This is a genomic window from Actinomadura opuntiae (assembly GCF_030283205.1).
Taxonomy (GTDB): domain Bacteria; phylum Actinomycetota; class Actinomycetes; order Streptosporangiales; family Streptosporangiaceae; genus Spirillospora.
Map to the genome: position 1 here is coordinate 47725 of NZ_JASNWF010000037.1, position 21559 is coordinate 69283.

Genomic DNA, 21559 nt, shown 5'->3' on the forward strand with positions numbered 1-21559 from the left:
GGCCGCGAAACAGACCACGGGGTGCGGCGGCTCGTGCCGCCGATCAGCGCTTGCTGTACTGCGGAGCCTTGCGGGCCTTCTTGAGACCGGCCTTCTTGCGCTCCGGCACCCGCGCGTCGCGGGTGAGGAACCCGGCCTTCTTCAGCGCCGGGCGGTGCTCGATGTTCGCGAACTGCAGCGCCCGCGAGATCCCGAGGCGCAGCGCGCCGGCCTGGCCGGTGGTGCCGCCGCCGTTGACGCGCGCCAGCACGTCGAACTGGCCCTCCAGGCTCAGCAGCACGAACGGCTCGTTCACGATCTGCTGGTGGACCTTGTTCGGGAAGTACTCGTCCAGCGTGTGGCCGTTGATCTTCCACTGGCCGGTGCCCGGGACGATCCGGACCCGCGCGATGGCCTGCTTGCGGCGGCCGGTGCCCGCGGCCGGGCCGGTGGCGACCGGCTGGCCCAGGAAGCTCTCGCCGGCGGCCTCGGGGGTCTCGGTGCTGTACTCCGACGGGGCGTCCTCGTAGGAGTCGAGGTCGGCGCCCTCGGCGGGCGTCTCGGTGGACTCGGTCACGCTTCTCCTCAGGTGTTCTGGCCAGGGCGGCGGGCCCGGTGATCGGGTGCCCCGGCGGCCTCCGCGGGCGCGCGTCGTCGCGCGTCCGCGTTACTTCGCGGTCTGGCTGATCTGGGTGATCTCGAACGGGACGGGCTTCTGCGCCTGGTGCGGGTGCTCCGGACCGGCGTAGACCTTCACCTTCCCGAACATCTTCCGGCCGAGGGAGGTCTTGGGCAGCATGCCCTTGATCGCCTTCTCGACCGCCCGCTCGGGGTGCTTGGCCAGCAGGTCGGCGTAGGACACCGAGCGCAGACCGCCCGGGTAGCCCGAGTGCCGGTAGGCCTTCTTCTGCTCCAGCTTGTTGCCCGACAGCGCCACCTTGTCGGCGTTCACGATGACGACGAAGTCACCGGTGTCGAGGTGCGGGGCGTAGATGGGCTTGTGCTTACCCCGAAGCAGCTGCGCGACCTGACTGGCGAGACGGCCCAGCACGACATCGGTCGCGTCGATGACGTACCACTGACGCTGTACGTCAGCGGGCTTAGGGGTGTACGTGCGCACGGTCGTCAGCCTTCGTTTCTCGTCGACTTCACAGCGGATATCCTGCTCGCGCCGATCAGGACTGTTGGATCTCCGACCTGGCGCTCCGGGAGGCCGGGGCCCGTAGGGCGCGCACCCGTCGCCTGGACGGACGCACATGGGGCACACCGACACGTCGTTGCGATTCGTCTCCCGCCCGGACAGGCGTCGACGCATACAACAAACCCGCAGGATACCCGCGCTCACGCGCACGGGTCAAAACGCGGATGTGGCAGTCTCCCAGCCACTACCAGTATGCAGCATCTTCCCAGGGGGGCGACCCCCTGGAACCCCCGTCACGACCGACAGGCTGTTTCGCACTCCGCTGGCGCTCCGCGCGAAACAGCCTGTCGGTCGGCGGGCGGGCCCGCTCCGCTCGCTGCACTCGCTCCACGTGCCCGCCCGTGACCGTGGCCGAGCTTCAAGCTGGGGGCGTACCGCCCACGCGCGTGGCGAGGTCCGGGGCGGGGGTGGGTTTTCGGGCGATCTTGGGGTCCTTTGTGGCGTATGGGGATAAGGTGCCGCCGACCGGTCCACGCCGGCACCGCCGGCCCGCACCCGGGAGCCCCCGCTGCCCACTGCCCGCAGATCCGGCCGACCGGCCGGACGCCATCAGGCCCGGCCCTCCGGCGCCGGGCGCCGTGCCGCCGCCCGCCGCGGACGCGGGGGACGGCCCGGCGGCCGGCCGCTCATCGCGATCGCGGCGACCGTCGGCGCGTCGGTCCTCGCCATCGGCACGGGCATCGCGCTCGACCGGCTCGTCCTCCCCCAGCTGCGTTCGGAGCCGATCGCCGCGTCCGACCACGCGGGCAGGCCGTCCGCCTCCGGCCCGTCGGGCGGCCTGGACGAGCCCGCCGCCACGCCGGGCACCGACAACGACGGCGGTGCGCGCGAGGCGCCCGCCGGCGGCAGCGGCGGCACCGGCGACGAGGCGCCGCCGCTGGACACGGTGAGCGCCTCGCCGTCCCCCGAACCGGCGAAGACCAAGACGCCCACCGTCAAGGACGCCCCCAGGCGGCCCGGTGCGACCGCGGCCCCCGGTTCGTCCGGCCCGGAGAACGCCGTCGTCGCCCTCACCAACGCCGAGCGGGCCAAGGCGGGCTGCGACGCGCTCCGCGTCGACCGGCGGCTCGTCGCCGCGGCCCGCGCGCACTCCGCCGACATGGCCGCGCACGACTACTTCGACCACGACTCCCCGAACGGCGACAGCCCGTGGGCGCGCATGCGGGAGGCCGGCTACGCGGGTCCCGGCGCGGAGAACATCGCCCGGGGCTACGCGACCGCCGCCGCGGTCGTCGAGGGCTGGATGACCAGCCCCGGTCATCGCGCGAACATCCTGAACTGCGGGTTGCGCGCCATCGGCGTCGGCATGGCCGCCGGCCCGGACGGCCCGCTGTGGACCCAGGACTTCGGCTGGACGTGACGGGACGGGCCCGCACGGTGACCTTCCGCAAAGCAGCGGCGCCCGGTTCGCCCCCATGTCATGGTGGGTGTTCCGAAGGTCCAGACCGCTGAAAGAGGAACGGTAAGGTCCAGAGCCATGGGTTATCCGGGCGATCAAGGCAAGCCCGGCGGCCGGCCGTCCGGGCCGTCGCCGCAGGCGCCGTACGGCTCCGGAGCCGAGGCGCCACCGTACGGCAACGACAACGACGACCCCTTCGGCCCCGGGCCGCTGGAGGCGGAGCCGTTCGGGCCGCCGCCGGGCGGACCGCCCGGCGCGACGGCCGTCTGGGGCGAGCCGCCCTCGTCGGCGGGCCAGGACACGTCCCCGCCGGGCGGCTTCGGGCACGAGCAGTTCGGCCAGGAGCAGTTCGGTCAGGAGCAGTTCGGTCAGGAGCAGTTCGGGCACGGCGGCCAGGAGCCGGGGCACCAGGGCTTCGAGCAGGGCGGGTTCGGGCAGGAGGACGCCCCCTACGGCGCCCCCTCGCCCGGCGGCTACCCGCAGGGCGAGCTCGACGGCCCGCCCCCTGGCGAGGACGCCCCGTCCGGGCGGCGCCGCAACCTCCCGCTGATCATCGGCGGTGCGGTCGTGGCCGGTCTCGTGCTCATCGGCGGCGGCGTCGGGGTGGCGTCGATGATGAAGGACGACCCCAAGCCCGCGAAGAAGGGCCCGCCGGCCGCCGCGTCGACCAAGCCGGCGGCGCCGCCGTCCCCGACCGTCCCGCCGCTGCAGCCGGTGAAGCTGCAGAGCCGCGCCACCGACCCGGTGAAGCTGACGCTGCCGGAGGTGTTCGGCAAGTCGTCGTTCAAGGCGGGCGGCCGCAAGTACGTGCGGACCGCGACCAGCTCCACGAAGACGTGCGCCGCCGTGGTCGGCGGCGTGAAGCTGGAGAAGGCTCTGAAGAAGGGCGGCTGCAACCAGGCGCTGCGCGCCACCTACGCGCTCAGCACCGGCTCGCTCATCGGCACCATCGGCGTGCTGAACCTGAAGTCGGAGGCCGACGCCAAGGCGGCCGTGAAGGCGGCGGCCGACAAGGACGCGTTCCTGCAGGCCCTGCCCGGCAAGGGCGTCACCAAGCACGCCGGCAAGGGCCTGGCGTTCGGCACCTCGCAGGCGCGCGGCCACTACGTCGTGATGACCTGGGTGCAGCGCCCGGACGGCAAGGCGATCGCCGCCAAGTACCATAAGGCGGTCAGCGTGTTCGGCGCCGAGCTGTACAAGAGCAGCGACCTCGCCTTCGCCCTGCACTACAGGGAAACAGAAGGCAAACCCCTCAAGAAATGACCGGTTTGAATACCCTGTCTGCTTATGTCTGGACCTAGAGACACCCGGGAGACCGCCGAGACGGCGGGGACGGCCGCCGCCCCCGCCGCTCCGGCGCCCCCCAGCTTCGGTGCGGTCCCTCCGGCTGGAGGCACGGCCGGCACCGAGGCGGCTCCCGCCAGCCGGGCCCCGTTCGAGGAGGCCGCCGCGGCCTCCGCCGACGAGGCCGCGCCCTCCTCGCTCCGGCTGCCCGCGTTCGGCCTGCAGGCCCCCTGGTGGGCCGCCGAGCCCGCCGCCGAACCGACCGGCGGCGACCCGGCCGGCCCCGCGGCCGCCGGTTCCGGAGCGCCCGTCGGGACGGCCCCGCCCGGCACGCTCGTCGCCGGGGCCGGCGTCCCGAACGTCGACTCCCGCCGCGCCGTCCCGTCCGAACCGATCGTCGACCGGCCCCTCGCCTTCGGCGACACCGATCCGGACGGGTTCGCCGCCGTCCGCCCCGACGAGGACCCCGCCCCCACCGGCACCGAGGCGCCGAACCCGACCACGACGACCGGGCCGATGGGGATCGCGCCGCCCGTCCCGGCGAAGGCCGCCCCGGCCGCCGAGACACAGCCCACCCTGAAGACACAGCCCGCAGAGAAGGCGCAGCCGGCCGCCGTGCCGGAGTCCGCGCCCCCGCAGCCCGCCGCCACGGACGCGTCGGCGGCGTTCGAGGAGGCCATGGTGGCCGAACAGACCCCCGCGCCGATCCTCGTCCCGGACGCGATCCTGCCGCCCGGCGTGCTGCCGCCCACCGGCAGCGGACCGTTCCCGCACAGCGGCGGTGACGACGCGGCCACGGCCGCCACGGCCGAGCAGCCGGCGATGGCCGCCGTGATCACCCCCGTGTACCACGCCGAAGGCGGCGTCCCGCTCGACGCGCCCGGCCCGGCAGACCCCGGCGGCCCCGCCGGACCCGCGGCGCCCGGCCAGCCGCGCCCCGGAGCAGGCAGGCGCCGCCTCGTGCTGGTCGGCGGCGGCGCGGCCGTCGTCCTCGCGGCGCTCGTCGCGCTGTTCGCCGTCGGCGGGACCGGGTCGAAGGGCGACGGTGCCACCCGCAAGGACGCCGGGCCCTCCCACGTTGCGGCACCGCCCCCGGCGGCGAACACGCCGCCCAAGCCGAAGCCCGTCGACATCAACGACGAGCGGACCGACCCGAAGGACCTGTCCTTCACCGAGGCGTTCCCCGACCCCAGCGTCGACCTCGGCGAACGCACCTTCGACCGCGACCGCTGGTCCATCAACAAGGACCTGGCGTACGCGGCGCGGGGCACCATGCTCAAGGCCCTCCAGCAGGAGAAGTGCCGCAAGGTCGTCCGCGCCACCTTCATCAACCAGATGAAGACGTGGGCCGTCACCACCGGGATCGCGGTCATGCCGAACCGGGCCGCGGCGCTGCGGGCGAGCCGCGCCGGCGACCCGGGCAAGTACGAGTGGTTCCGCGGGATGTCCGGCGAGCAGGCCAAGGACATCGACCGGGCCGGCGGGTACGCCGCCGCCACCGTCCGCGGCCGGTACGTCATCTACGCCTACGTCCAGGACCCGAGCGGCAAGCAGGTCAAGCCCGGGAACGTCCAGGCCAAGCAGATCGCCCAGCAGTTCCTCGGCTACAGCGCCCGGCCGATCGAGGCCCGCGCGCACGGCTGACCCCCCGCACCCGGCGGGCACGCGCGGCGGCCGAGGGCAACGCCCCCGGCCGCCGTCACGTTTCCAGGGCTAGGACGCGGCGCCGGGCTGGTCGGCGTTCGCCGCGTTCGCCGCGTGCTCCGCTGCCGCCGCGACGGCGTTCAGCGTCCGGACGCGCCGGGTCTCCTGCGCCCGCCTGGCGAGGCTGTCGTCGCCGGGATAGCGGATCTCCTCCAGCGACAGGCCGTGCGCCGGCGCCACGTTCACGCCCGAGTCGCGGACCCGCGCCGCCAGCACCTCGGCGGGCCACTCCACCTCGCGGCGCCCGTCCCCCACCATCAGCAGCGCACCGACCAGCGCGCGGACCATCGAGTGGCAGAACGCGTCCGCCTCCACCGTCGCGAGCGCCAGATGGGGGTCGCGGTCGTCGCGCGCCCACTCGTAGCGGAGCAGCTCGCGGATCGTCGTCGCGCCCTCCCGCTTGCGGCAGTACGCGGCGAAGTCGTTCTCGCCCACCAGCAGCCGCGCGGCCTCGTTCATCCGGGACAGGTTCAGCGGGCGCGGATGCCACAGGACGTCGTGGCGGCGCAGCGGCTCCACGCCCACCGGGTTGTCGCACACCCGGTACACGTACCGGCGCGACAGCGCCGAGAACCGCGCGTCGAACCCCTCGGGCGCCACCGACACCCGCCACACCCGCACGTCCGGCGGGAGCAGGCCGGCGAGCCGGCGCGGCATCGTCCCGTTGATCGCCGAATACGCCGCGACCGGCACCACCAGGTGCGCGACCTGCGCGCGGGCGTGCACGCCCGCGTCCGTGCGTCCGGCGACGGTCAGCATCGGCGGCGGATCCAACCGCAGCATCCGCGCCAGGGCGTCCTCGATCACCCCCTGGACGGTGCGCTGGTTCGGCTGCCGGGCCCAGCCCGCGAAATCCGTCCCGTCGTATCCGATGTCGAGGCGGAGTCGTACCAGTGCGGTCATGTCAGGTGGACTGTCCTTCGCCACTGCTGCCCGTCCGTTCCGCCCGATGAGCCCGTGGTTTCATCGGGTCTTCCATCGACACGCTCCCCCGCCGTCCGCAGCCGCCTGACCTGACCATGCCCTCAAGTCTGGCAAAGATCAGGCCCACCGTCGCGCTCCCGACGGTGGGCCTGTTCATGTCTTGCGACCTGCGGTATTGCGCGTTACTTTTCGTCGCCCTCGGCCTTGGCCTCGGTGGACTCCGCGGTCTCGGCCGTGGCCGGGGCCTCGGTCTCCTCGGCCGCGGTGTCCGCCGGCTTCCCGGCCGGCTTCTCCTCGGTCGCCGGGGCGGCCTGCGCGGTCGCCGGGGCGGCCGACAGCTGCTCCTGCACCAGCTCGATCACGGCCATCGGGGCGTTGTCGCCCTTGCGCGGCCCGATCTTGGTGATGCGGGTGTAGCCGCCGGGACGGTTCTCGAAGCGCGGCGCGATCTCGGTGAAGAGCGTGTGCAGGACGCCCTTGTCGCGGATCGTCCGGGCCACCAGGCGACGGTTGTGCAGGTCGCCCTTCCGGGCCTTGGTGATCAGCTTCTCCGCCAGCGGACGCACCCGCCGGGCCTTGGCCTCGGTGGTGGTGATGCGTCCGTGCTCGAACAGCGACGTCGCCAGGTTCGCCAGGATCAGCTTCTGGTGCGCGGCGCTGCCGCCGAGGCGGGCACCCTTGGTGGGCTGCGGCATGGTTCTTCCTTCCTGCACCGGCCGTACGAGGTACCGGTGTCAGCTGGTTCCGCGGCGGCCGGGGGACGCGCCCCCGGCCGCCGGGAATCGGGTTTCTAGTACTGCTCGGTCTCGGCGTAGCCGGCGTCGTCGTCGCCGTAGTTGTCGGCCGCCGCGCTCGGGTCGAACCCGGGCGGGGAGTCCTTCAGCGACAGGCCCATGTCGTTGAGCTTCTGCTTGACCTCTTCGATCGACTTGGCGCCGAAGTTGCGGATGTCGAGCAGGTCCTGCTCGCTGCGGGCGACGAGCTCGCCCACCGAGTGGATGCCCTCGCGCTTGAGGCAGTTGTAGGAGCGGACCGTCAGGTTCAGCTCCTCGATCGGCAGGGCCAGGTCCGCGGCGAGCGCGGCGTCCGTCGGGGACGGGCCCATGTCGATGCCCTCGGCCTCGACGTTGAGCTCCCGGGCCAGCCCGAACAGCTCGACGAGGGTCTTGCCCGCGGAGGCGACCGCGTCGCGCGGCAGCATGCAGGCCTTGGTCTCCACGTCCAGGATCAGGCGGTCGAAGTCGGTGCGCTGCTCGACCCGGGTCGCCTCGACCTTGTAGGTGACCTTGAGCACGGGCGAGTAGATGGAGTCGATCGGGATCCGGCCGATCTCCTGGCCCGGCTGCTTGTTCTGCGCGGCCGAGACGTAGCCGCGGCCGCGCTCGACCGTCAGCTCCATCTCCAGCTTGGCCTTGTTGTTCAGCGTGGCGATGTGCAGGTCCGGGTTGTGGACCTCGACGCCCGCCGGCGGCGCGATGTCGGCCGCGGTCACCTCGCCCGGGCCCTGCTTGCGCAGGTACATCACGACGGGCTCGTCGTGCTCGGAGGAGACGACGAGCTCCTTGAGGTTCAGGATGATGTCGGTGACGTCCTCCTTGACCCCGGGCACGGTGGAGAACTCGTGCAGCACGCCCTCGATGCGGATGCTGGTGACGGCCGCACCGGGGATCGAGGAGAGCAGGGTACGACGCAGCGAGTTGCCGATCGTGTAGCCGAAGCCCGGCTCCAGCGGCTCGATGGTGAACCGCGACCGGTACTCGTCGACCTGCTCTTCGGTGAGAGTGGGACGCTGAGCGATGAGCATGGTGGTGCCTTCTTCCCGCGGTGCCCGCTATTTGACGACCGCGTTTCGGATTGTTCCCCGTCCCACCAGGATGCCACGCGGAGCGCGGCATCCCGGCGGAACGCGTTGAGCCCCTACTTGGAGTAGAGCTCGACGATCAGCTGCTCCTGGACGGGAGCGTCGATCTGCTGCCGGACCGGCAGCGCGTGCACGAGGATCCGCATCTTCTCGCCGTCGATCCCGAGCCACGCCGGAACCTGGCCCTCGCCGACCTCGGCCTTGGCCACCTGGAACGGCGTCATCTCGAGCGACTTGCTCTTGACGTCGACGATGTCGGCCTCGCTCACCAGGAAGGACGGGATGTTGACCTTCTTGCCGTTGACCCGGATGTGGCCGTGGCGGATGAGCTGGCGGGCCATGTCGCGGGACTTGGCGAAGCCCGCGCGGTAGACCACGTTGTCGAGCCGGCGCTCGAGCAGGCGCAGCAGGTTCTCACCCGTCTTGCCGCCCTGGCGGTTCGCCTCGACGTAGTAGTTGCTGAACTGGCGCTCGAGCACGCCGTAGATGCGCTTGGCCTTCTGCTTCTCGCGCAGCTGGAGCAGGTACTCGGTCTCCTTGGGGCGACCGCGCCCGTGCTCGCCCGGCGGGTAGGGCCGGATCTCGATCGGGCACTTGGGGCCCATGCACTTGCTGCCCTTGAGGAACAGCTTCATCTTCTCGCGGCGGCAGAGCTTGCAGTCCGCACCGGTGTAACGAGCCATTGTTCTAGATCTCCCCTGCCTCAGACACGCCGACGCTTCGGCGGGCGGCAGCCGTTGTGCGGAACGGGCGTGACGTCCTGGATGGAGCCCACCTCCAGGCCGGTGGCCTGGAGCGAGCGGATCGCGGTCTCGCGACCGGAGCCGGGGCCCTTGACGAAGACGTCGACCTTGCGCATGCCGTGCTCCATCGCGCGCCGGGCGGCGGCCTCGGCGGCCTGCTGCGCGGCGAACGGGGTCGACTTGCGCGAGCCCTTGAAGCCCACGTGGCCCGAGGAGGCCCAGGAGATCACGTTGCCGTTGGGGTCGGTGATCGAGACGATCGTGTTGTTGAACGTGCTCTTGATGTGGGCGTGCCCGTGAGCGACGTTCTTCTTCTCCTTGCGGCGCACCTTCTTGGCGCCGACACGGCTCTTAGGAGGCATCTGCTCTCTCTACTCTCGAGGTCATCGATCCGGAGGACCGACTCCGGACTACTTCTTGCCGGCCTTCTTCTTCCCGGCCACGGTCTTCTTCTTGCCCTTGCGGGTGCGCGCGTTGGTCTGGGTGCGCTGGCCGTGGACGGGCAGCCCGCGGCGGTGCCGGATGCCCTGGTAGCACCCGATCTCGATCTTGCGGCGGATGTTCGACTGGACCTCGCGGCGGAGGTCGCCCTCGATCTGGTAGTTCCGCTCGATCCAGTCGCGCAGCTGGACCAGCTCGTCGTCGCCGAGCTGGTGCACCCGCAGGTCACCGCTGATGCCGGTGCCCTCCAGGGTCGCCAGGGCCCGGGTCCGGCCGATGCCGAAGATGTAGGTGAGAGCGACCTCGAGGCGCTTTTCGCGCGGGAGGTCGACGCCGAGGAGGCGTGCCATCGTGGGCAGTTCCCTTCATTGCGCGGAGGTATGGACGCACCGCGTCCGCACACACCCTGCCCGGGTGGCGGCCTCGGCCTCCGTCGTCCGAGGGTGTCCCCTTCACACAGTGGTGCCGTACGACCCGGTCACGGGACGTACGGCGACCTGTGCGAAGGCTGCGATGCGCTTGCTGTTGTGGACTTTCCGGCTGGAGCCGGTCAGCCCTGGCGCTGCTTGTGGCGCGGGTCGGAGCAGATGACCATGACCCGGCCGTGCCGGCGGATGACGCGGCACTTCTGGCAGATCTTCTTGACGCTCGGCTTGACCTTCACTGGGTCTCCTGATGGATAAGGGTCACCCCCGCGCCGCCACGCACGGGGAAGGCAACCCCAGTGGGACTACTTGTAGCGGTAGACGATCCGACCGCGCGTGAGGTCGTAGGGACTCAGCTCCACGACGACGCGGTCGTCCGGCAGGATCCGGATGTAGTGCATCCGCATCTTGCCGCTGATGTGGGCGAGGACCTTGTGCCCGTTGTCGAGTTCCACCCGGAACATGGCGTTCGGGAGCGACTCGATGACGGTGCCCTCGATCTCGATGGCCCCTTCTTTCTTGGGCATGTCCTCCGCGCTTCGCTGATCGGCTCATGGGACCCGGTCCTGCGCCCCGCGAGGGGCACGGCCGCGCCCATGCCACGACGCGGACGCATCGAGAGCAAGGGGAACAGGCGGCCGACTACGGACCGGCACAGCAGTCTACGTCACCGAACCACCGAATGCGAAATCAACGCATGATATGGGTCCGGAGACTGCTTCCGAGTCAAGCATACCCCGCTCCCGCGTTGTACCTTTCAGAAGAGATACGTCGGAGGAGGGTCAGCATGCCGAGCTATGACTTCGCGCTGATCCTCAGCCGTCCCCTCTACGAGGACGAGCTTGACCCGCTGTTCGACCGCACGCACGGGGCCGTCACCGTCTCGGTCATCAGCGAGCCGCAGCACGCCGACCGTCCGGGCAACGCCTCCTGCGCCTGGCAGGGCGCCACCCTGGCCGCCGCCATCATGGAGGTCGTCGAGCACGTCGAGGCCAGCGCGGAGGGTTTGCACGTGCTCCAGGTCGAGGCCGACCCGCTGCTGACGATCCGCGACATCGCCGACCGCGTCGGCCGGTCCGCGGACTCGGTGCGGCACGCCATCACCGGCGCCCGCGGCGCCACCGGGTTCCCCGCGTCGGAGATCTCCACCGCCGGCCACCGGCTGTGGCGCTGGTCGAAGGTCGCGGCCTGGTACGGCATCGACGACCCGCAACTCGTGGAGGCCAAGCCGACCGTCCAGGCCATCAACGGATGGCTGGCCCTGCGCGACGTCGTCCCCGACGTCGCGCCCGCCGCGGAAGAGGTGACCTCGGCCCTGTCCCTGGTCATCCCGCACGTCGCCTGAGGGCACGAACCCCGCGTCCGGTACGTTACTCGGACGGCACCCGGCATACTGGCGGCAGCGAAGAAAGATCATCGCGGCGTCACGCCGCCTCCCTCCCCGGCCCCGCACGGCCCCCGGCCGCCGCGGTCGCGAGCCCGCCGCGGTTCGCGCCCGCGCGAGCCCGGCCGCGCAACGGGCCCCGGGGCGAGCCGGAGCGATGCGGTGATCGCGCGCCGCCCGCTCGCGGGAGGGCCCGGGGCCCGACCGCCGAGGGCGGCGCAGACCAGCAGGTGCTGGGACGTGCCCTGGCCGGCCGTGCCCTGGCGAGGGGAGGATCGATGGCGATCATCGCTCAGCTGAGCGACATCCACCTGGCCGCCGGACCGGACGGCGAGGTGGACGACGGGTCGGGGCCGGTGCGGGCGCTGCGCGCGGCGGTGTCCAGCCTGCTGGCGCTGCCGGCGCGCCCGGACGCGGTGGTGCTGACCGGCGACCTCGCCGACGGCGGGCGTCCGGAGGAGTACGCCCGGCTGCACGCGCTGCTGTCGCCGCTGCCGATGGCGGTCTACCCGATGCCCGGCAACCACGACGACCGCGACGCGATGCGCGCCGCGTTCGGCGACCATCCCGCGGTCGTGGACACCGGGGTCTCGCCGCAGGCGCCCGTCCAGTACGCCGTGGACGTGGCGGGCGTGCGGCTGGTGTGCTGCGACACGACGGTGGACGGGCATCCGCACGGCCACATGAGCGAGGAGCGGCTCTCCTGGCTGGACGGCACGCTCGGGGCCGCGCCGGCGACGCCCACGGTGGTCGCGACGCACCATCCGCCGTTCCCGATCGGGATCAGGTTCATCGACGACATGCGGTTCGTCGACCCGGCCGGCTTCGCCACGGTGATCGGCCGCCATCCGCAGGTCGTGCGGATCATCTCGGGGCACGTGCACCGGGGGTCGGTGGGGTCGCTGGCGGGGACGGTCAGCACGACGTGCCCGAGCACCTACCGGCAGCTGTTCCTGGACCTGACGCATCCCGGCCGGGCGGCGGTGACCGGGGAGCCCGCCGGGTTCGCGGTGCACCTGGTGAGCGACGAGGGCGCGGCCACGACGCATTTCGTGCCGACCGGCAACTACCGCCCGCTGATGGACGTCGAGTAGCGCCGGGTCAGCGGCGGTCGCGCGGCCCGAAGATCGTGCCCATGAGCAGGACCGCGCCCCACGGCCCGGCCACCCAGATCCACCACGGGTAGACGAGGTTGCCGGTCACCGCGAGCGCCAGCCACACGACGAGGTTGATCGCGCTGACGGTCGCCCACGTGGCCCAGGCCGCGCGTCCGCCCGTCCGGTACAGGTCAGTGCCGGAGCGGCGGGTCGCGGGGCTGGCGGTGCTGTTGGGGTGCGAGGCCGGGATGGGGTACTGGAACAGGTCCTGCTCGGGCAGGTCGGAGGTGACCTCCTGCAGATCGCCCAGGGTCTTGGCCGCGTACGTGGACTCGAGCCGCTCGTGCATCTCGTCCATCGTGATCCGGCCCTCCGCGCAGTGCTCGCGCAGGCTCGCCGCCACCCGGTCGCGATCGGCGTCCGATGCCCGGATCTCAGGGTTCGGCGCCATCGATGCCTCCTGCTCTCGAGCCGGGACCGTCCTACCCGTCAGCCTACTTCGAGCTTGGCGAACCACTCCCGGCCCTCGTCGAGCGCCGTGAGGACGCGGGGGCCGTCCGGGGTGACCGCGAAGGTGTGCTCGAAGTGCGCCGACGAGCGCCCGTCGGTGGTGATCACCGTCCAGCCGTCGTCGAGCTCCAGGGTCTCCTTGGTGCCGAGGTTGACCATCGGCTCCACCGCGAAGCACATCCCGGCCTCCAGCACGGGGCCGTGGCCGGGCGCGCCGTGGTTGGGGATCAGCGGGTCCATGTGCATCTCGGTGCCGATGCCGTGCCCGCCGTAGCCCTCGACGATGCCGTAGGAGCCCTGAGAGCGGATGTAGGACTCGATCGCGTGCGACATGTCCGTGAGGCGCGCCCCGGCCCTCCCGGCCGCCAGGCCGTGCCACAGGGACGCCTCGGTCACCTCCAGCAGCCGCCGCCGCTCCGCGGAGACCTCCCCCACCGGGACGGTGATCGCGGCGTCGCCGTGCCAGCCGTCCACGATCGCGCCGCAGTCCAGCGAGATGATGTCGCCGTCGCGCAGGATCTTGTCCGGGCGCGGGATGCCGTGCACGATCTCCTCGTTGATCGACGCGCAGATCGTCCCGGTGAAGCCGTGATAGCCGAGGAACGACGGCACGCCGCCGTGGTCGCGGATGTGCCGCTCGGCGACCTCGTCCAGGTCCTTGGTGCTGATCCCGGGCTTGACCGCGTCGCGCAGCACCTCCAGCGTGCGGCCGACCAGCAGCCCCGCCGCGCGCATCAGCTCGATCTGCTCGGGCGTCTTCACCTGGATCGCGGGCCTGCGCCGCTTGAACATCTCTCCCCCTCACACGGAAACCGCCGGGACCGCCACGGGCGGTCCCGGCGTCGAATGCCCCGCGCCTCCCGGACGGGTACCGCTCCGCGGCCCCGGAGAGGCGGCGCCTCCCGGCGGGGACCGCCACGGCGGCCCCGGTGCGCGGACGGCGGGCCCGCCCCCTACCGCTCCAGCGGGCGGAGGGCGGCGAGGGCGCGCTTGGTGACCTCCTCGACCGGCCCGGTCGCGTCGATGCCGACGAGGATGTTCTCGTCGGCGTAGAACTGCACCAGCGGCGCCGTGTCGTGCTTGTAGACCTCCAGGCGGTGCATGACGACCTCTTCCTTGTCGTCGTCGCGCTGGAAGAGGCGGCCGCCGCAGTCGTCGCAGACGTCGTCCTGCTTGTCGTCGAAGTCGACGTGCCAGATGCGGCCGCACTTGTCGCAGGTGCGCCGGCCCGACAGCCGCCGGACGACCTCGTCCTCGTCGACGACCAGTTCCAGCACGATGTCCAGGCGGGTGTCCCACTCGGCGAGGATCTTCTTCAGCGTCTCGGCCTGCGGGACGTTGCGCGGGAACCCGTCGAGCAGGAACCCGTCGCGCGCGTCGTCCTCGGCCAGCCGGTCGCGCACCATCGCGATCGTCACCTCGTCGGGGACGAGGTCGCCGCGGTCCATGTACTGCTTGGCCTGCCGGCCGAGCTCGGTGCCGCCGCTCACGTTGGCGCGGAAGATGTCACCTGTCGAGATCTTCGGGATGGACAGATGAGATGCGATGAACTGGGCCTGCGTCCCCTTGCCCGCTCCAGGGGGGCCCACCAGCACGATACGCACTACCGGAGGAAGCCCTCGTAGTTGCGCTGCTGTAGCTGACTCTCGATCTGCTTCACGGTATCCAGTCCGACGCCGACGACGATGAGGATGCTCGTGCCGCCGAAGGGGAAGTTCTGGGTCGCGTTCAGGAGTGCGAACGCCACCATGGGGATCAGGGCGACGAGCCCCAGGTAGAGCGCACCGGGTGTGGTGATCCGGGTCAGCACGTAGTCGAGGTACTCGGCGGTCGGCCGGCCAGGACGGATACCTGGGATGAATCCACCATACTTCTTCATGTTGTCGGCCACTTCAGTGGGGTTGAAGGTGATCGCCACATAGAAGTAGGTGAAGAAGATGATGAAGACGAAGAAGATCCCCATATGCCAGGGGTTGTCCTGCTGCAGGTAGGGCTGCACCTTCTGCAGCCACTTGGTGTTCGGCCACAGCTGCGTCGCCAGCACCGGCAGGTACAGCAGCGATGAGGCGAAGATCACCGGGATGATGCCGGCCTGGTTCACCTTCAGCGGGATGTAGGTCGAGGTGCCGCCGTACATCCGCCGACCCACCATCCGCTTGGCGTACTGCACCGGGATGCGGCGCTGCGCCTGCTCGACGAAGACCACGCCCGCCATGATCGCCAGGCCGACGATGATCACCAGCGCGAAGACGAACCCGTTCTTGGCCTTGTAGATGCTCCAGAACTGGGACGGGAAGACCGCCACCACCTGCGTGAAGATCAGGATCGACATGCCGTTGCCGACGCCGCGGTCGGTCATCAGCTCGCCCAGCCACATGATCACCGAGGTGCCGGCCACCATGCAGATCACCATGGTGACGATCGGGAACACGCCGGTGTCGTACAGGATGTCGTCGCTGCCCGACTGCCCCTGGAACAGCTGCCCCGTGCTGGCCATCGCCACGATGCCGGTCGCCTGCAGGATGCCCAGCCCGATCGTCAGGTACCGGGTGTACTGGGTGATCTTCGTGGTGCCGGCCTGGCCCTCCTTCTTGAGGGCCTCCAGCCGCGGGATCACCACGGTCAGCAACTGCAGGATGATGCTCGCCGTGATGTACGGCATGATCCCCAGCGCGAACACCGACAGCTTCAGCAGCGCGCCGCCGCTGAACAGGTCGACGAGGCCGTACAGCTGGTTGCTCTTCTTCGCCGCGTCCGCGGTCGACTTCAGCACGCTCACGTTCACGTTCGGCGTCGGAAGGGTCGCCCCGACCCGGAACACCAGGATCATGAACAACGTGAACAACAGCTTCTTACGCAGGTCGGGCGTACGGAAAGCCCGAGTGAACGCGGTCAGCACCATTCCTCCTGCGCGACTGGCGAGATCATGGCCGCCGAGGGGCCGGTTACAGGTCCATGAGGTCCGGTGGAGACGAAGATCGTGGGGAATCTCACGCGCGTCGCCTCCGCCGGTGTGACTCTAACAGCAGATGAGACCGGGGCCGCCCCGCCCGCCCCGCGGGCACTGCGGCCCGCGGCGCAAGGCGAAGACGGCCCCGGCATCGAAGGTGTCGCCCTACAGCTCGTCGGCGGTCCCGCCGGCGGCGGCGATCTTCTCCTTGGCGCTGCCGGAGAAGGCGTGCGCCTTCACCCGGACGGCCACCGAGATCTCGCCGGTGCCGAGGACCTTCACCGGACGGCCGCGGCGCACCGCGCCCTTGGCCGCCAGGTCCTCGGCCGTGACCTCGCCGCCCTCGGGGTAGAGCGCGGCGAGCTTGTCCAGGTTCACGACCTGGAACTCGACACGGTTGGGGTTCTTGAAGCCCTTCAGCTTCGGCACCCGGCGGATGAGCGGCATCTGGCCGCCCTCGAACCCGACCGGCACCGTGCTGCGGGCCTTGGTGCCCTTCGTGCCGCGGCCCGCCGTCTTGCCCTTGGACGCCTCGCCGCGACCCTTGCGGATCTTGGACTTGTTGGCGCCGGGGGCCGGACGCAGGTCGTGGATCTTCAGCGGGGCGCCGTCGGCGCCCTTCTCCAGATCGGCGGCCATGTCAGTCGACCTCCTCGACGGTGACCAGGTGGGCCACCGTCCGGATCATGCCGAGCACCTCGGGGCGGTCCTCGCGGACGACGCTCTGCCCGATCTTCTTCAGGCCGAGGGTGCGCAGCGTGTCACGCTGGTTCTGCTTCTCGCTGATCACGGACTTGGTCTGCGTGATCTTCAGGTTGCCCATCAGCCCGCGACCTCCGCCCGCGGCTCGCTGCCCGCCGCGCGGGCGCGCAGCATGGCCGCCGGGGCGACGTCCTCGATCGGCAGGCCGCGCTTGGCCGCGATCTCCTCCGGACGCTTCAGCGACTTCAGCCCCGCGATCGTGGCGTGCACGATGTTGATGGCGTTGTCGCTGCCCAGCGACTTGCTCAGCACGTCGTGGATGCCCGCGCACTCCAGCACCGCGCGCACCGGGCCGCCGGCGATGACGCCGGTACCGGGGGCGGCCGGGCGCAGCAGGACCTCGCCCGCCGCGTCCCGCGCCTGCACCAGGTGCGGGATGGTGCCCTGGATCCGCGGCACCTTGAAGAAGTGCTTCTTGGCCTCCTCGACGCCCTTGGCGATCGCCGCGGGCACCTCCTTGGCCTTGCCGTAGCCGACGCCGACGGTGCCGTTGCCGTCACCGACGATCACCAGGGCGGTGAAGCTGAACCGGCGACCGCCCTTGACGACCTTGGCGACACGGTTGATCGCCACGACCTTCTCGATGTACGACTGGCCCTTGTCGGCGCCACCGCGGCGGTCGTCGCGGCGGCCGTCGCGACGGTCGCCACCCTGACCGCCGCCACGCCTCTGCGCTGCCATCAGTGGTTCCTCTCGTTTGCCTCGTTGAGGGCCATCACAGCTCCAGGCCCCCCTCGCGCGCACCCTCCGCGACAGCGGCGATGCGGCCGTGGTACTTGTTGCCGCCGCGGTCGAACACGACCGCGGAGACGCCGGCCTCCTTGGCCCGCCGGGCGACGAGCTCGCCCACCTTGCGGGACTTGGCCGTCTTGTCGGCGGAATCGGAGCGCAGGTCCGCCTCCATCGTCGAGGCGTAGGCCAGCGTGTGGCCCTTGCTGTCGTCGATGACCTGGACGAACACGTGCCTGGTGGAGCGGGTCACAACCAGGCGAGGACGCGCGGCGTTGCCGACGACCTTCTTGCGGACCCGCAGGTGCCGGCGCTTGCGGGACTTGGCCCGCGCCGACGTGGCCTTCGCGGCCAGGGCCTTGGTGCCTGCCATGACTACTTACCAGCCTTTCCGACATTCGGAAGCGCAGCGGCGGATCTGCTCGCCCTCATCACTTGCCGGCCTTTCCGACCTTGCGGCGGATCTGCTCGCCCTCGTACCGCACGCCCTTGCCCTTGTACGGGTCGGGCTTGCGCAGCTTGCGGATGTTGGCGGCGACCTCGCCGACCTTCTGCTTGTCGATGCCCTCGACGGTCAGCTGGGTCGGCCGCTCCACCGTGAAGGTGATGCCCTCCGGGGGCTCGACCGTGATCGGGTGGCTGTAGCCGAGCGAGAACTCGAGGTTCTTGCCCTTGGCCACCACACGGTAACCGACGCCCTGGATGACCAGCGTCTTCTTGTAGCCGTCGGTGACGCCGACGACCATGTTGTTGATCAGCGAGCGGGTGAGCCCGTGCAGGGCGCGCACCGTGTTGATGTCGTTCGGCCGGGTCACGGTGACCTGGCCGTCCTCCATCGACACCTCGATCGGCTCGGCGACCGTGTGCGACAGCGTGCCCTTCGGCCCCTTGACGGTGACCTCGCGGCCGTCGAGGCTGATCTCGACGCCACCGGGCACGGTGATGGGGAGACGTCCGATTCGCGACATTGTTAGAGCCCTCCCCTCACCAGACGTAGGCGAGGACTTCGCCGCCCACGCCGCGCTTGCCCGCCTGCCGGTCGGTCATCAGGCCGGAGGACGTCGAGATGATCGCGACGCCCAGCCCGCCCAGCACCCTCGGCAGGTTGTCCTTCTTCGCGTACACGCGCAGACCCGGCTTCGAGACGCGCTTGATGCCGGCGATCGAACGCTCGCGGGTCGGTCCGAACTTCAGCTCGATGGTGAGCTTCTTGCCGACCTCGGCGTCCTCCACGGTCCAGCCCGAGATGTAGCCCTCCTGCTGGAGGATCTCGGCGATGTGCGCCTTGATCTTCGAGTACGGCATCGCCACCGAGTCGTGGTACGCCGAATTCGCGTTCCGCAGACGCGTCAGCATGTCTGCGATCGGGTCGGTCATCGTCATGGCCTGCTGGCCCTCCCTCGCCACGGTTTCCTCGGGTCGATGCGGACCCGTGGACCTTTGGCGTGGTCGTGGGCACCCGTGCGGATGCCCGGTGGTTGATACACGCCGGCGGGCTCCCCCCGTCGCCGGGGGGAGGCTCCTACCAGCTGGACTTGGTGATGCCCGGCAGCTCGCCGCGGTGGGCCATCTCCCGGAAGCACACACGGCACAGGCCGAACTTCCGGTAGACCGAGCGCGGACGCCCGCAGCGCGAGCAACGAGTGTACGCGCGCACGCCGAACTTCGGCTTCCGCGCCGCCTTGGCGATCAGCGACTTCTTCGCCATCTGAGTGCTCAGCTCTCCTTGTTGCGATCCTCGGCCGGAACCCCGACCGCGATGGTCAGGCTTCCTTGAACGGGAAGCCGAGGAGCTTCAGGAGCGCCCGGCCCTCGTCGTCGGTCTTCGCGGTCGTCACGACCGTGATGTCCATGCCCCGCGTCCGGTCGATCTTGTCCGGGTCGACCTCGTGGAACATGACCTGCTCGGTCAGCCCGAAGGTGTAGTTGCCGTTGCCGTCGAACTGCTTCGGCGACAGGCCGCGGAAGTCGCGGATACGGGGCAGCGCGGTGGCCAGCAGCCGGTCCAGGAACTCCCACATCCGGTCGCCGCGCAGCGTGGCGTGCGCGCCGATCGGCATGCCCTCGCGCAGCTTGAACTGCGCGATGGACTTGCGGGCCCGGTTCACGGCCGGCTTCTGGCCGGTGATCAGCGACAGGTCGCGGATCGCGCCCTCGATCAGCTTGGCGTCCTTGGCCGCGTCGCCGACGCCCATGTTGACCACGATCTTGGTCAGCCCGGGGATCTGCATGACGTTGGCGTAGCCGAACTGCTCCTGCATCTGCTTCGCGATCTCCTCGCGGTAGCGGAGCTTGAGCCTCGGCTGCGGGACGGGACGCTCGGTGACGGTCTCGGTCATCGGTCTCAGATCTCCTTACCGCTACGGCGCGAGATCCGAACCTTCGTGCCGTCCTCGTTGATGCGGTAGCCGACCCGGACCGGCTTGCCGTCCTCGGCGAGCGCGACGTTGCTGACGTGCAGCGGCGCCTCGACCGTCACCCGGCCGCTCTCCCGGCCGGCACGCTGCTGGTCGGCCTTGATGTTCTTGGTGATGAGGTTGACGCCCTCGACGACCACGCGGTCCTCGCGCGGGAGGACGCGCAGGACCTTGCCCGTGGCGCCCTTGTCCTTGCCGGCGATGACGACGACCTCGTCGCCCTTGCGGATCTTCATCACAGCACCTCCGGCGCGAGCGAGATGATGCGCATGAACTTCTTCTCGCGCAGTTCGCGGCCCACCGGACCGAAGATGCGGGTGCCGCGGGGGTCCCCGCCGTCCTTGATCAGGACCGCGGCGTTCTCGTCGAAGCGGATGTAGGAGCCGTCCGGGCGCCGGCGCTCCTTGCGGGTGCGCACGACGACCGCCTTGACGACGTCACCCTTCTTCACGCCCGCGCCGGGAAGGGCGTCCTTCACCGTCGCGACGATGATGTCGCCGACTCCCGCGTAGCGCCGACCCGAGCCGCCGAGAACGCGGATGCAGAGGATCTCCTTCGCACCCGTGTTGTCGGCGACCTTGAGTCGCGACTCCTGCTGGATCACGTCAACTCCTGTTCGTCACACCGGTTCTCCCCGCGTCCCGCGGGGAGCCTGGTGGAACCAGTAATTACTTGGCCTTCTCGAGGATCTCCACCACGCGCCAGCGCTTGCTCGCCGACAGCGGGCGGGTCTCCATGAGACGGACGCGGTCGCCGACGCCACACTCGTTGGCCTCGTCGTGCGCCTTGTAGTTCTTCGTGCGGCGGATCACCTTGTGGTACTTGGCGTGCTTCACGCGGTCCTCGACGGACACGACCACGGTCTTGTCCATCTTGTCGCTGACCACGAGGCCCTCCAGGACCTTGCGGCTGCTCCGCGCCTTGGTCTGCTCGGTCATTCGGTGCCCTCCACGGCGTCCTCGGAGACCGTGACGATGCCGAGCTCGCGCTCCCGCATCACGGTGTAGATGCGGGCGATCTCGCGCTTGACGGTGCGCAGCCGCCCGTGGCTCTCGAGCTGGCCGGTCGCGGCCTGGAAGCGGAGGTTGAACAGCTCCTCCTTCGCCTCCTTCAGCTTGGTGACCAGCACGTCCTCAGGCTCGGTCCGCAGGTCGTCGGCGGTAAGACCCTTGGCCATCAGGACTCACCCACCTCTCGCTTAACGATCTTGCACTTCATCGGAAGCTTGTGGATCGCGCGGGTCAGCGCCTCGCGGGCGATCTGCTCGTTCGGGTAGGAGATCTCGAACAGCACGCGGCCCGGCTTGATGTTGGCGACCCACCACTCGACCGAGCCCTTGCCGGAGCCCATCCGGGTCTCCGCCGGCTTCTTGGTCAGCGGGCGGTCCGGGAAGATGTTGATCCACACCTTGCCGCCGCGCTTGATGTGGCGGGTCATCGCGATACGCGCGGCCTCGATCTGCCGGTTGGTCACGTACGCGGCCTCGACCGCCTGGATGCCGTACTCGCCGAACGTCACCTTGGTGCCGCCCTTGGCCATGCCGCGGCGCTTCGGGTGGTGCTGCTTGCGGTGCTTGACCTTGCGAGGGATCAGCATGGGTTACTCAGCTCCCCTCACCCTGCGGAGCAGCGTCGGCCGTCTGCGCCGGCTGCTCGGAACTCTGCTGCTGCTTGGGCGCCTCGCCCCCGCGGGCCTCGCCGCCGCGGGCGCCGCCGCGCTCGCCGCCGCGTCCGCCGCGGCCACCGCGGC

33 protein-coding genes are annotated in these 21559 nt (G+C 70.7%); 5 read left to right on the top strand and 28 right to left on the bottom strand.

What is annotated here, in order from left to right:
• Positions 1-43 precede the first annotated feature (43 nt).
• From rpsI to QP089_RS45930, 3 genes are all read right to left on the bottom strand, one after another.
• The gene (gene rpsI / locus QP089_RS45920; RefSeq protein WP_285920903.1) at positions 44-556 is read right to left on the bottom strand and encodes a 30S ribosomal protein S9; all 513 of its coding nucleotides are present in this window, start codon (positions 554-556) and stop codon (positions 44-46) included.
• 90 nt (positions 557-646) lie between these two features.
• Positions 647-1099, bottom strand: coding sequence for a 50S ribosomal protein L13 (rplM, locus tag QP089_RS45925; RefSeq protein ID WP_285920904.1), 453 nt, complete (start codon positions 1097-1099; stop codon positions 647-649).
• 630 nt (positions 1100-1729) lie between these two features.
• Positions 1730-2065, bottom strand: a complete 336-nt coding sequence (locus tag QP089_RS45930) for a hypothetical protein (protein ID WP_285920905.1) — start codon at positions 2063-2065, stop codon at positions 1730-1732.
• 1 nt (position 2066) lies between these two features.
• On the opposite strand from QP089_RS45930, the gene QP089_RS45935 reads away from it, so the two are divergent.
• The 3 genes from QP089_RS45935 to QP089_RS45945 all read left to right on the top strand — a co-directional run bounded on the left by QP089_RS45935 (position 2067) and on the right by QP089_RS45945 (position 5507).
• Entirely contained in the window at positions 2067-2540 is a 474-nt protein-coding gene (locus QP089_RS45935) for a CAP domain-containing protein (RefSeq protein WP_285920906.1), read from the top strand.
• 117 nt (positions 2541-2657) lie between these two features.
• The gene (locus QP089_RS45940) at positions 2658-3842 is read left to right on the top strand and encodes a chromosomal replication initiator protein DnaA (protein WP_285920907.1); all 1185 of its coding nucleotides are present in this window, start codon (positions 2658-2660) and stop codon (positions 3840-3842) included.
• A gap of 24 nt (positions 3843-3866) precedes the next feature.
• The gene (locus QP089_RS45945; protein ID WP_285920908.1) at positions 3867-5507 is read left to right on the top strand and encodes a hypothetical protein; all 1641 of its coding nucleotides are present in this window, start codon (positions 3867-3869) and stop codon (positions 5505-5507) included.
• Between the two features lie 69 nt (positions 5508-5576).
• Here QP089_RS45945 and truA read toward each other — a convergent pair whose 3' ends face one another.
• The 8 genes from truA to infA all read right to left on the bottom strand — a co-directional run bounded on the left by truA (position 5577) and on the right by infA (position 10488).
• Positions 5577-6470: a tRNA pseudouridine(38-40) synthase TruA gene (gene truA / locus QP089_RS45950; RefSeq protein WP_285920909.1), complete on the bottom strand. Its 894-nt coding sequence runs from the start codon at positions 6468-6470 to the stop codon at positions 5577-5579.
• A 203-nt stretch (positions 6471-6673) separates the two neighbouring features.
• Positions 6674-7186: a 50S ribosomal protein L17 gene (gene rplQ / locus QP089_RS45955; RefSeq protein WP_285920910.1), complete on the bottom strand. Its 513-nt coding sequence runs from the start codon at positions 7184-7186 to the stop codon at positions 6674-6676.
• 95 nt (positions 7187-7281) lie between these two features.
• Positions 7282-8295 (bottom strand): DNA-directed RNA polymerase subunit alpha, encoded by a 1014-nt coding sequence (locus QP089_RS45960; protein WP_285920911.1) that lies wholly within the window; start codon positions 8293-8295, stop codon positions 7282-7284.
• Between the two features lie 113 nt (positions 8296-8408).
• The gene (gene rpsD / locus QP089_RS45965) at positions 8409-9035 is read right to left on the bottom strand and encodes a 30S ribosomal protein S4 (protein WP_285920912.1); all 627 of its coding nucleotides are present in this window, start codon (positions 9033-9035) and stop codon (positions 8409-8411) included.
• 20 nt (positions 9036-9055) lie between these two features.
• Positions 9056-9457, bottom strand: a complete 402-nt coding sequence (rpsK, locus tag QP089_RS45970) for a 30S ribosomal protein S11 (RefSeq protein ID WP_021596710.1) — start codon at positions 9455-9457, stop codon at positions 9056-9058.
• A gap of 48 nt (positions 9458-9505) precedes the next feature.
• A complete protein-coding gene (rpsM, locus tag QP089_RS45975; RefSeq protein ID WP_285920913.1) occupies positions 9506-9886 on the bottom strand; it encodes a 30S ribosomal protein S13 in 381 nt (126 codons plus the stop codon).
• Between the two features lie 200 nt (positions 9887-10086).
• Positions 10087-10200: a 50S ribosomal protein L36 gene (gene rpmJ, locus QP089_RS45980; protein ID WP_018657566.1), complete on the bottom strand. Its 114-nt coding sequence runs from the start codon at positions 10198-10200 to the stop codon at positions 10087-10089.
• 66 nt (positions 10201-10266) lie between these two features.
• Positions 10267-10488, bottom strand: coding sequence for a translation initiation factor IF-1 (gene infA, locus QP089_RS45985; protein WP_018657567.1), 222 nt, complete (start codon positions 10486-10488; stop codon positions 10267-10269).
• Between the two features lie 260 nt (positions 10489-10748).
• Between infA and QP089_RS45990 the strand changes: the two genes are divergently transcribed.
• A complete protein-coding gene (locus QP089_RS45990) occupies positions 10749-11306 on the top strand; it encodes a hypothetical protein (RefSeq protein ID WP_285920914.1) in 558 nt (185 codons plus the stop codon).
• Positions 11307-11623: 317 nt separating this feature from the next.
• Positions 11624-12439, top strand: a complete 816-nt coding sequence (locus QP089_RS45995) for a phosphodiesterase (protein ID WP_285920915.1) — start codon at positions 11624-11626, stop codon at positions 12437-12439.
• A 7-nt stretch (positions 12440-12446) separates the two neighbouring features.
• Here QP089_RS45995 and QP089_RS46000 read toward each other — a convergent pair whose 3' ends face one another.
• The 17 genes from QP089_RS46000 to rplP form a co-directional block, all read right to left on the bottom strand.
• Entirely contained in the window at positions 12447-12893 is a 447-nt protein-coding gene (locus tag QP089_RS46000) for a DUF1707 SHOCT-like domain-containing protein (RefSeq protein WP_285920916.1), read from the bottom strand.
• A 38-nt stretch (positions 12894-12931) separates the two neighbouring features.
• The gene (gene map, locus QP089_RS46005; protein ID WP_285920917.1) at positions 12932-13744 is read right to left on the bottom strand and encodes a type I methionyl aminopeptidase; all 813 of its coding nucleotides are present in this window, start codon (positions 13742-13744) and stop codon (positions 12932-12934) included.
• Positions 13745-13905: 161 nt separating this feature from the next.
• Positions 13906-14556 carry an adenylate kinase gene (locus tag QP089_RS46010; RefSeq protein WP_285920918.1) on the bottom strand — a complete coding sequence of 217 codons (651 nt, stop codon included), beginning with the start codon at positions 14554-14556 and terminating at the stop codon, positions 13906-13908.
• Positions 14556-15851 (bottom strand): preprotein translocase subunit SecY, encoded by a 1296-nt coding sequence (gene secY / locus QP089_RS46015; protein ID WP_285920931.1) that lies wholly within the window; start codon positions 15849-15851, stop codon positions 14556-14558. Before secY ends, QP089_RS46010 begins: the two co-directional genes overlap by 1 nt.
• A gap of 216 nt (positions 15852-16067) precedes the next feature.
• A complete protein-coding gene (gene rplO / locus QP089_RS46020) occupies positions 16068-16541 on the bottom strand; it encodes a 50S ribosomal protein L15 (protein ID WP_285920919.1) in 474 nt (157 codons plus the stop codon).
• Between the two features lies 1 nt (position 16542).
• Positions 16543-16725 carry a 50S ribosomal protein L30 gene (rpmD, locus tag QP089_RS46025; protein ID WP_285920920.1) on the bottom strand — a complete coding sequence of 61 codons (183 nt, stop codon included), beginning with the start codon at positions 16723-16725 and terminating at the stop codon, positions 16543-16545.
• Positions 16725-17348 (bottom strand): 30S ribosomal protein S5, encoded by a 624-nt coding sequence (gene rpsE, locus QP089_RS46030; RefSeq protein ID WP_285920932.1) that lies wholly within the window; start codon positions 17346-17348, stop codon positions 16725-16727. Before rpsE ends, rpmD begins: the two co-directional genes overlap by 1 nt.
• A gap of 31 nt (positions 17349-17379) precedes the next feature.
• Positions 17380-17766, bottom strand: coding sequence for a 50S ribosomal protein L18 (gene rplR, locus QP089_RS46035; protein WP_285920921.1), 387 nt, complete (start codon positions 17764-17766; stop codon positions 17380-17382).
• Between the two features lie 58 nt (positions 17767-17824).
• Complete coding sequence (gene rplF / locus QP089_RS46040) at positions 17825-18361, bottom strand: 50S ribosomal protein L6 (protein WP_285920922.1); 537 nt, start codon at positions 18359-18361, stop codon at positions 17825-17827.
• Between the two features lie 16 nt (positions 18362-18377).
• Positions 18378-18776 carry a 30S ribosomal protein S8 gene (rpsH, locus tag QP089_RS46045; protein WP_285920933.1) on the bottom strand — a complete coding sequence of 133 codons (399 nt, stop codon included), beginning with the start codon at positions 18774-18776 and terminating at the stop codon, positions 18378-18380.
• Positions 18777-18915: 139 nt separating this feature from the next.
• Positions 18916-19101: a type Z 30S ribosomal protein S14 gene (locus tag QP089_RS46050; protein ID WP_018657585.1), complete on the bottom strand. Its 186-nt coding sequence runs from the start codon at positions 19099-19101 to the stop codon at positions 18916-18918.
• 55 nt (positions 19102-19156) lie between these two features.
• Positions 19157-19732, bottom strand: a complete 576-nt coding sequence (gene rplE / locus QP089_RS46055) for a 50S ribosomal protein L5 (protein WP_285920923.1) — start codon at positions 19730-19732, stop codon at positions 19157-19159.
• 5 nt (positions 19733-19737) lie between these two features.
• Entirely contained in the window at positions 19738-20046 is a 309-nt protein-coding gene (rplX, locus tag QP089_RS46060; RefSeq protein ID WP_285920924.1) for a 50S ribosomal protein L24, read from the bottom strand.
• The gene (rplN, locus tag QP089_RS46065; RefSeq protein WP_021596728.1) at positions 20046-20414 is read right to left on the bottom strand and encodes a 50S ribosomal protein L14; all 369 of its coding nucleotides are present in this window, start codon (positions 20412-20414) and stop codon (positions 20046-20048) included. Before rplN ends, rplX begins: the two co-directional genes overlap by 1 nt.
• Before the next feature lie 64 nt (positions 20415-20478).
• Positions 20479-20748: a 30S ribosomal protein S17 gene (gene rpsQ / locus QP089_RS46070; RefSeq protein WP_285920925.1), complete on the bottom strand. Its 270-nt coding sequence runs from the start codon at positions 20746-20748 to the stop codon at positions 20479-20481.
• Positions 20745-20987 carry a 50S ribosomal protein L29 gene (gene rpmC / locus QP089_RS46075; protein ID WP_285920926.1) on the bottom strand — a complete coding sequence of 81 codons (243 nt, stop codon included), beginning with the start codon at positions 20985-20987 and terminating at the stop codon, positions 20745-20747. Before rpmC ends, rpsQ begins: the two co-directional genes overlap by 4 nt.
• The gene (gene rplP / locus QP089_RS46080; RefSeq protein ID WP_151600432.1) at positions 20987-21406 is read right to left on the bottom strand and encodes a 50S ribosomal protein L16; all 420 of its coding nucleotides are present in this window, start codon (positions 21404-21406) and stop codon (positions 20987-20989) included. The genes rpmC and rplP overlap by 1 nt, the downstream gene beginning before the upstream one ends.
• Positions 21407-21559 lie beyond the last annotated feature (153 nt).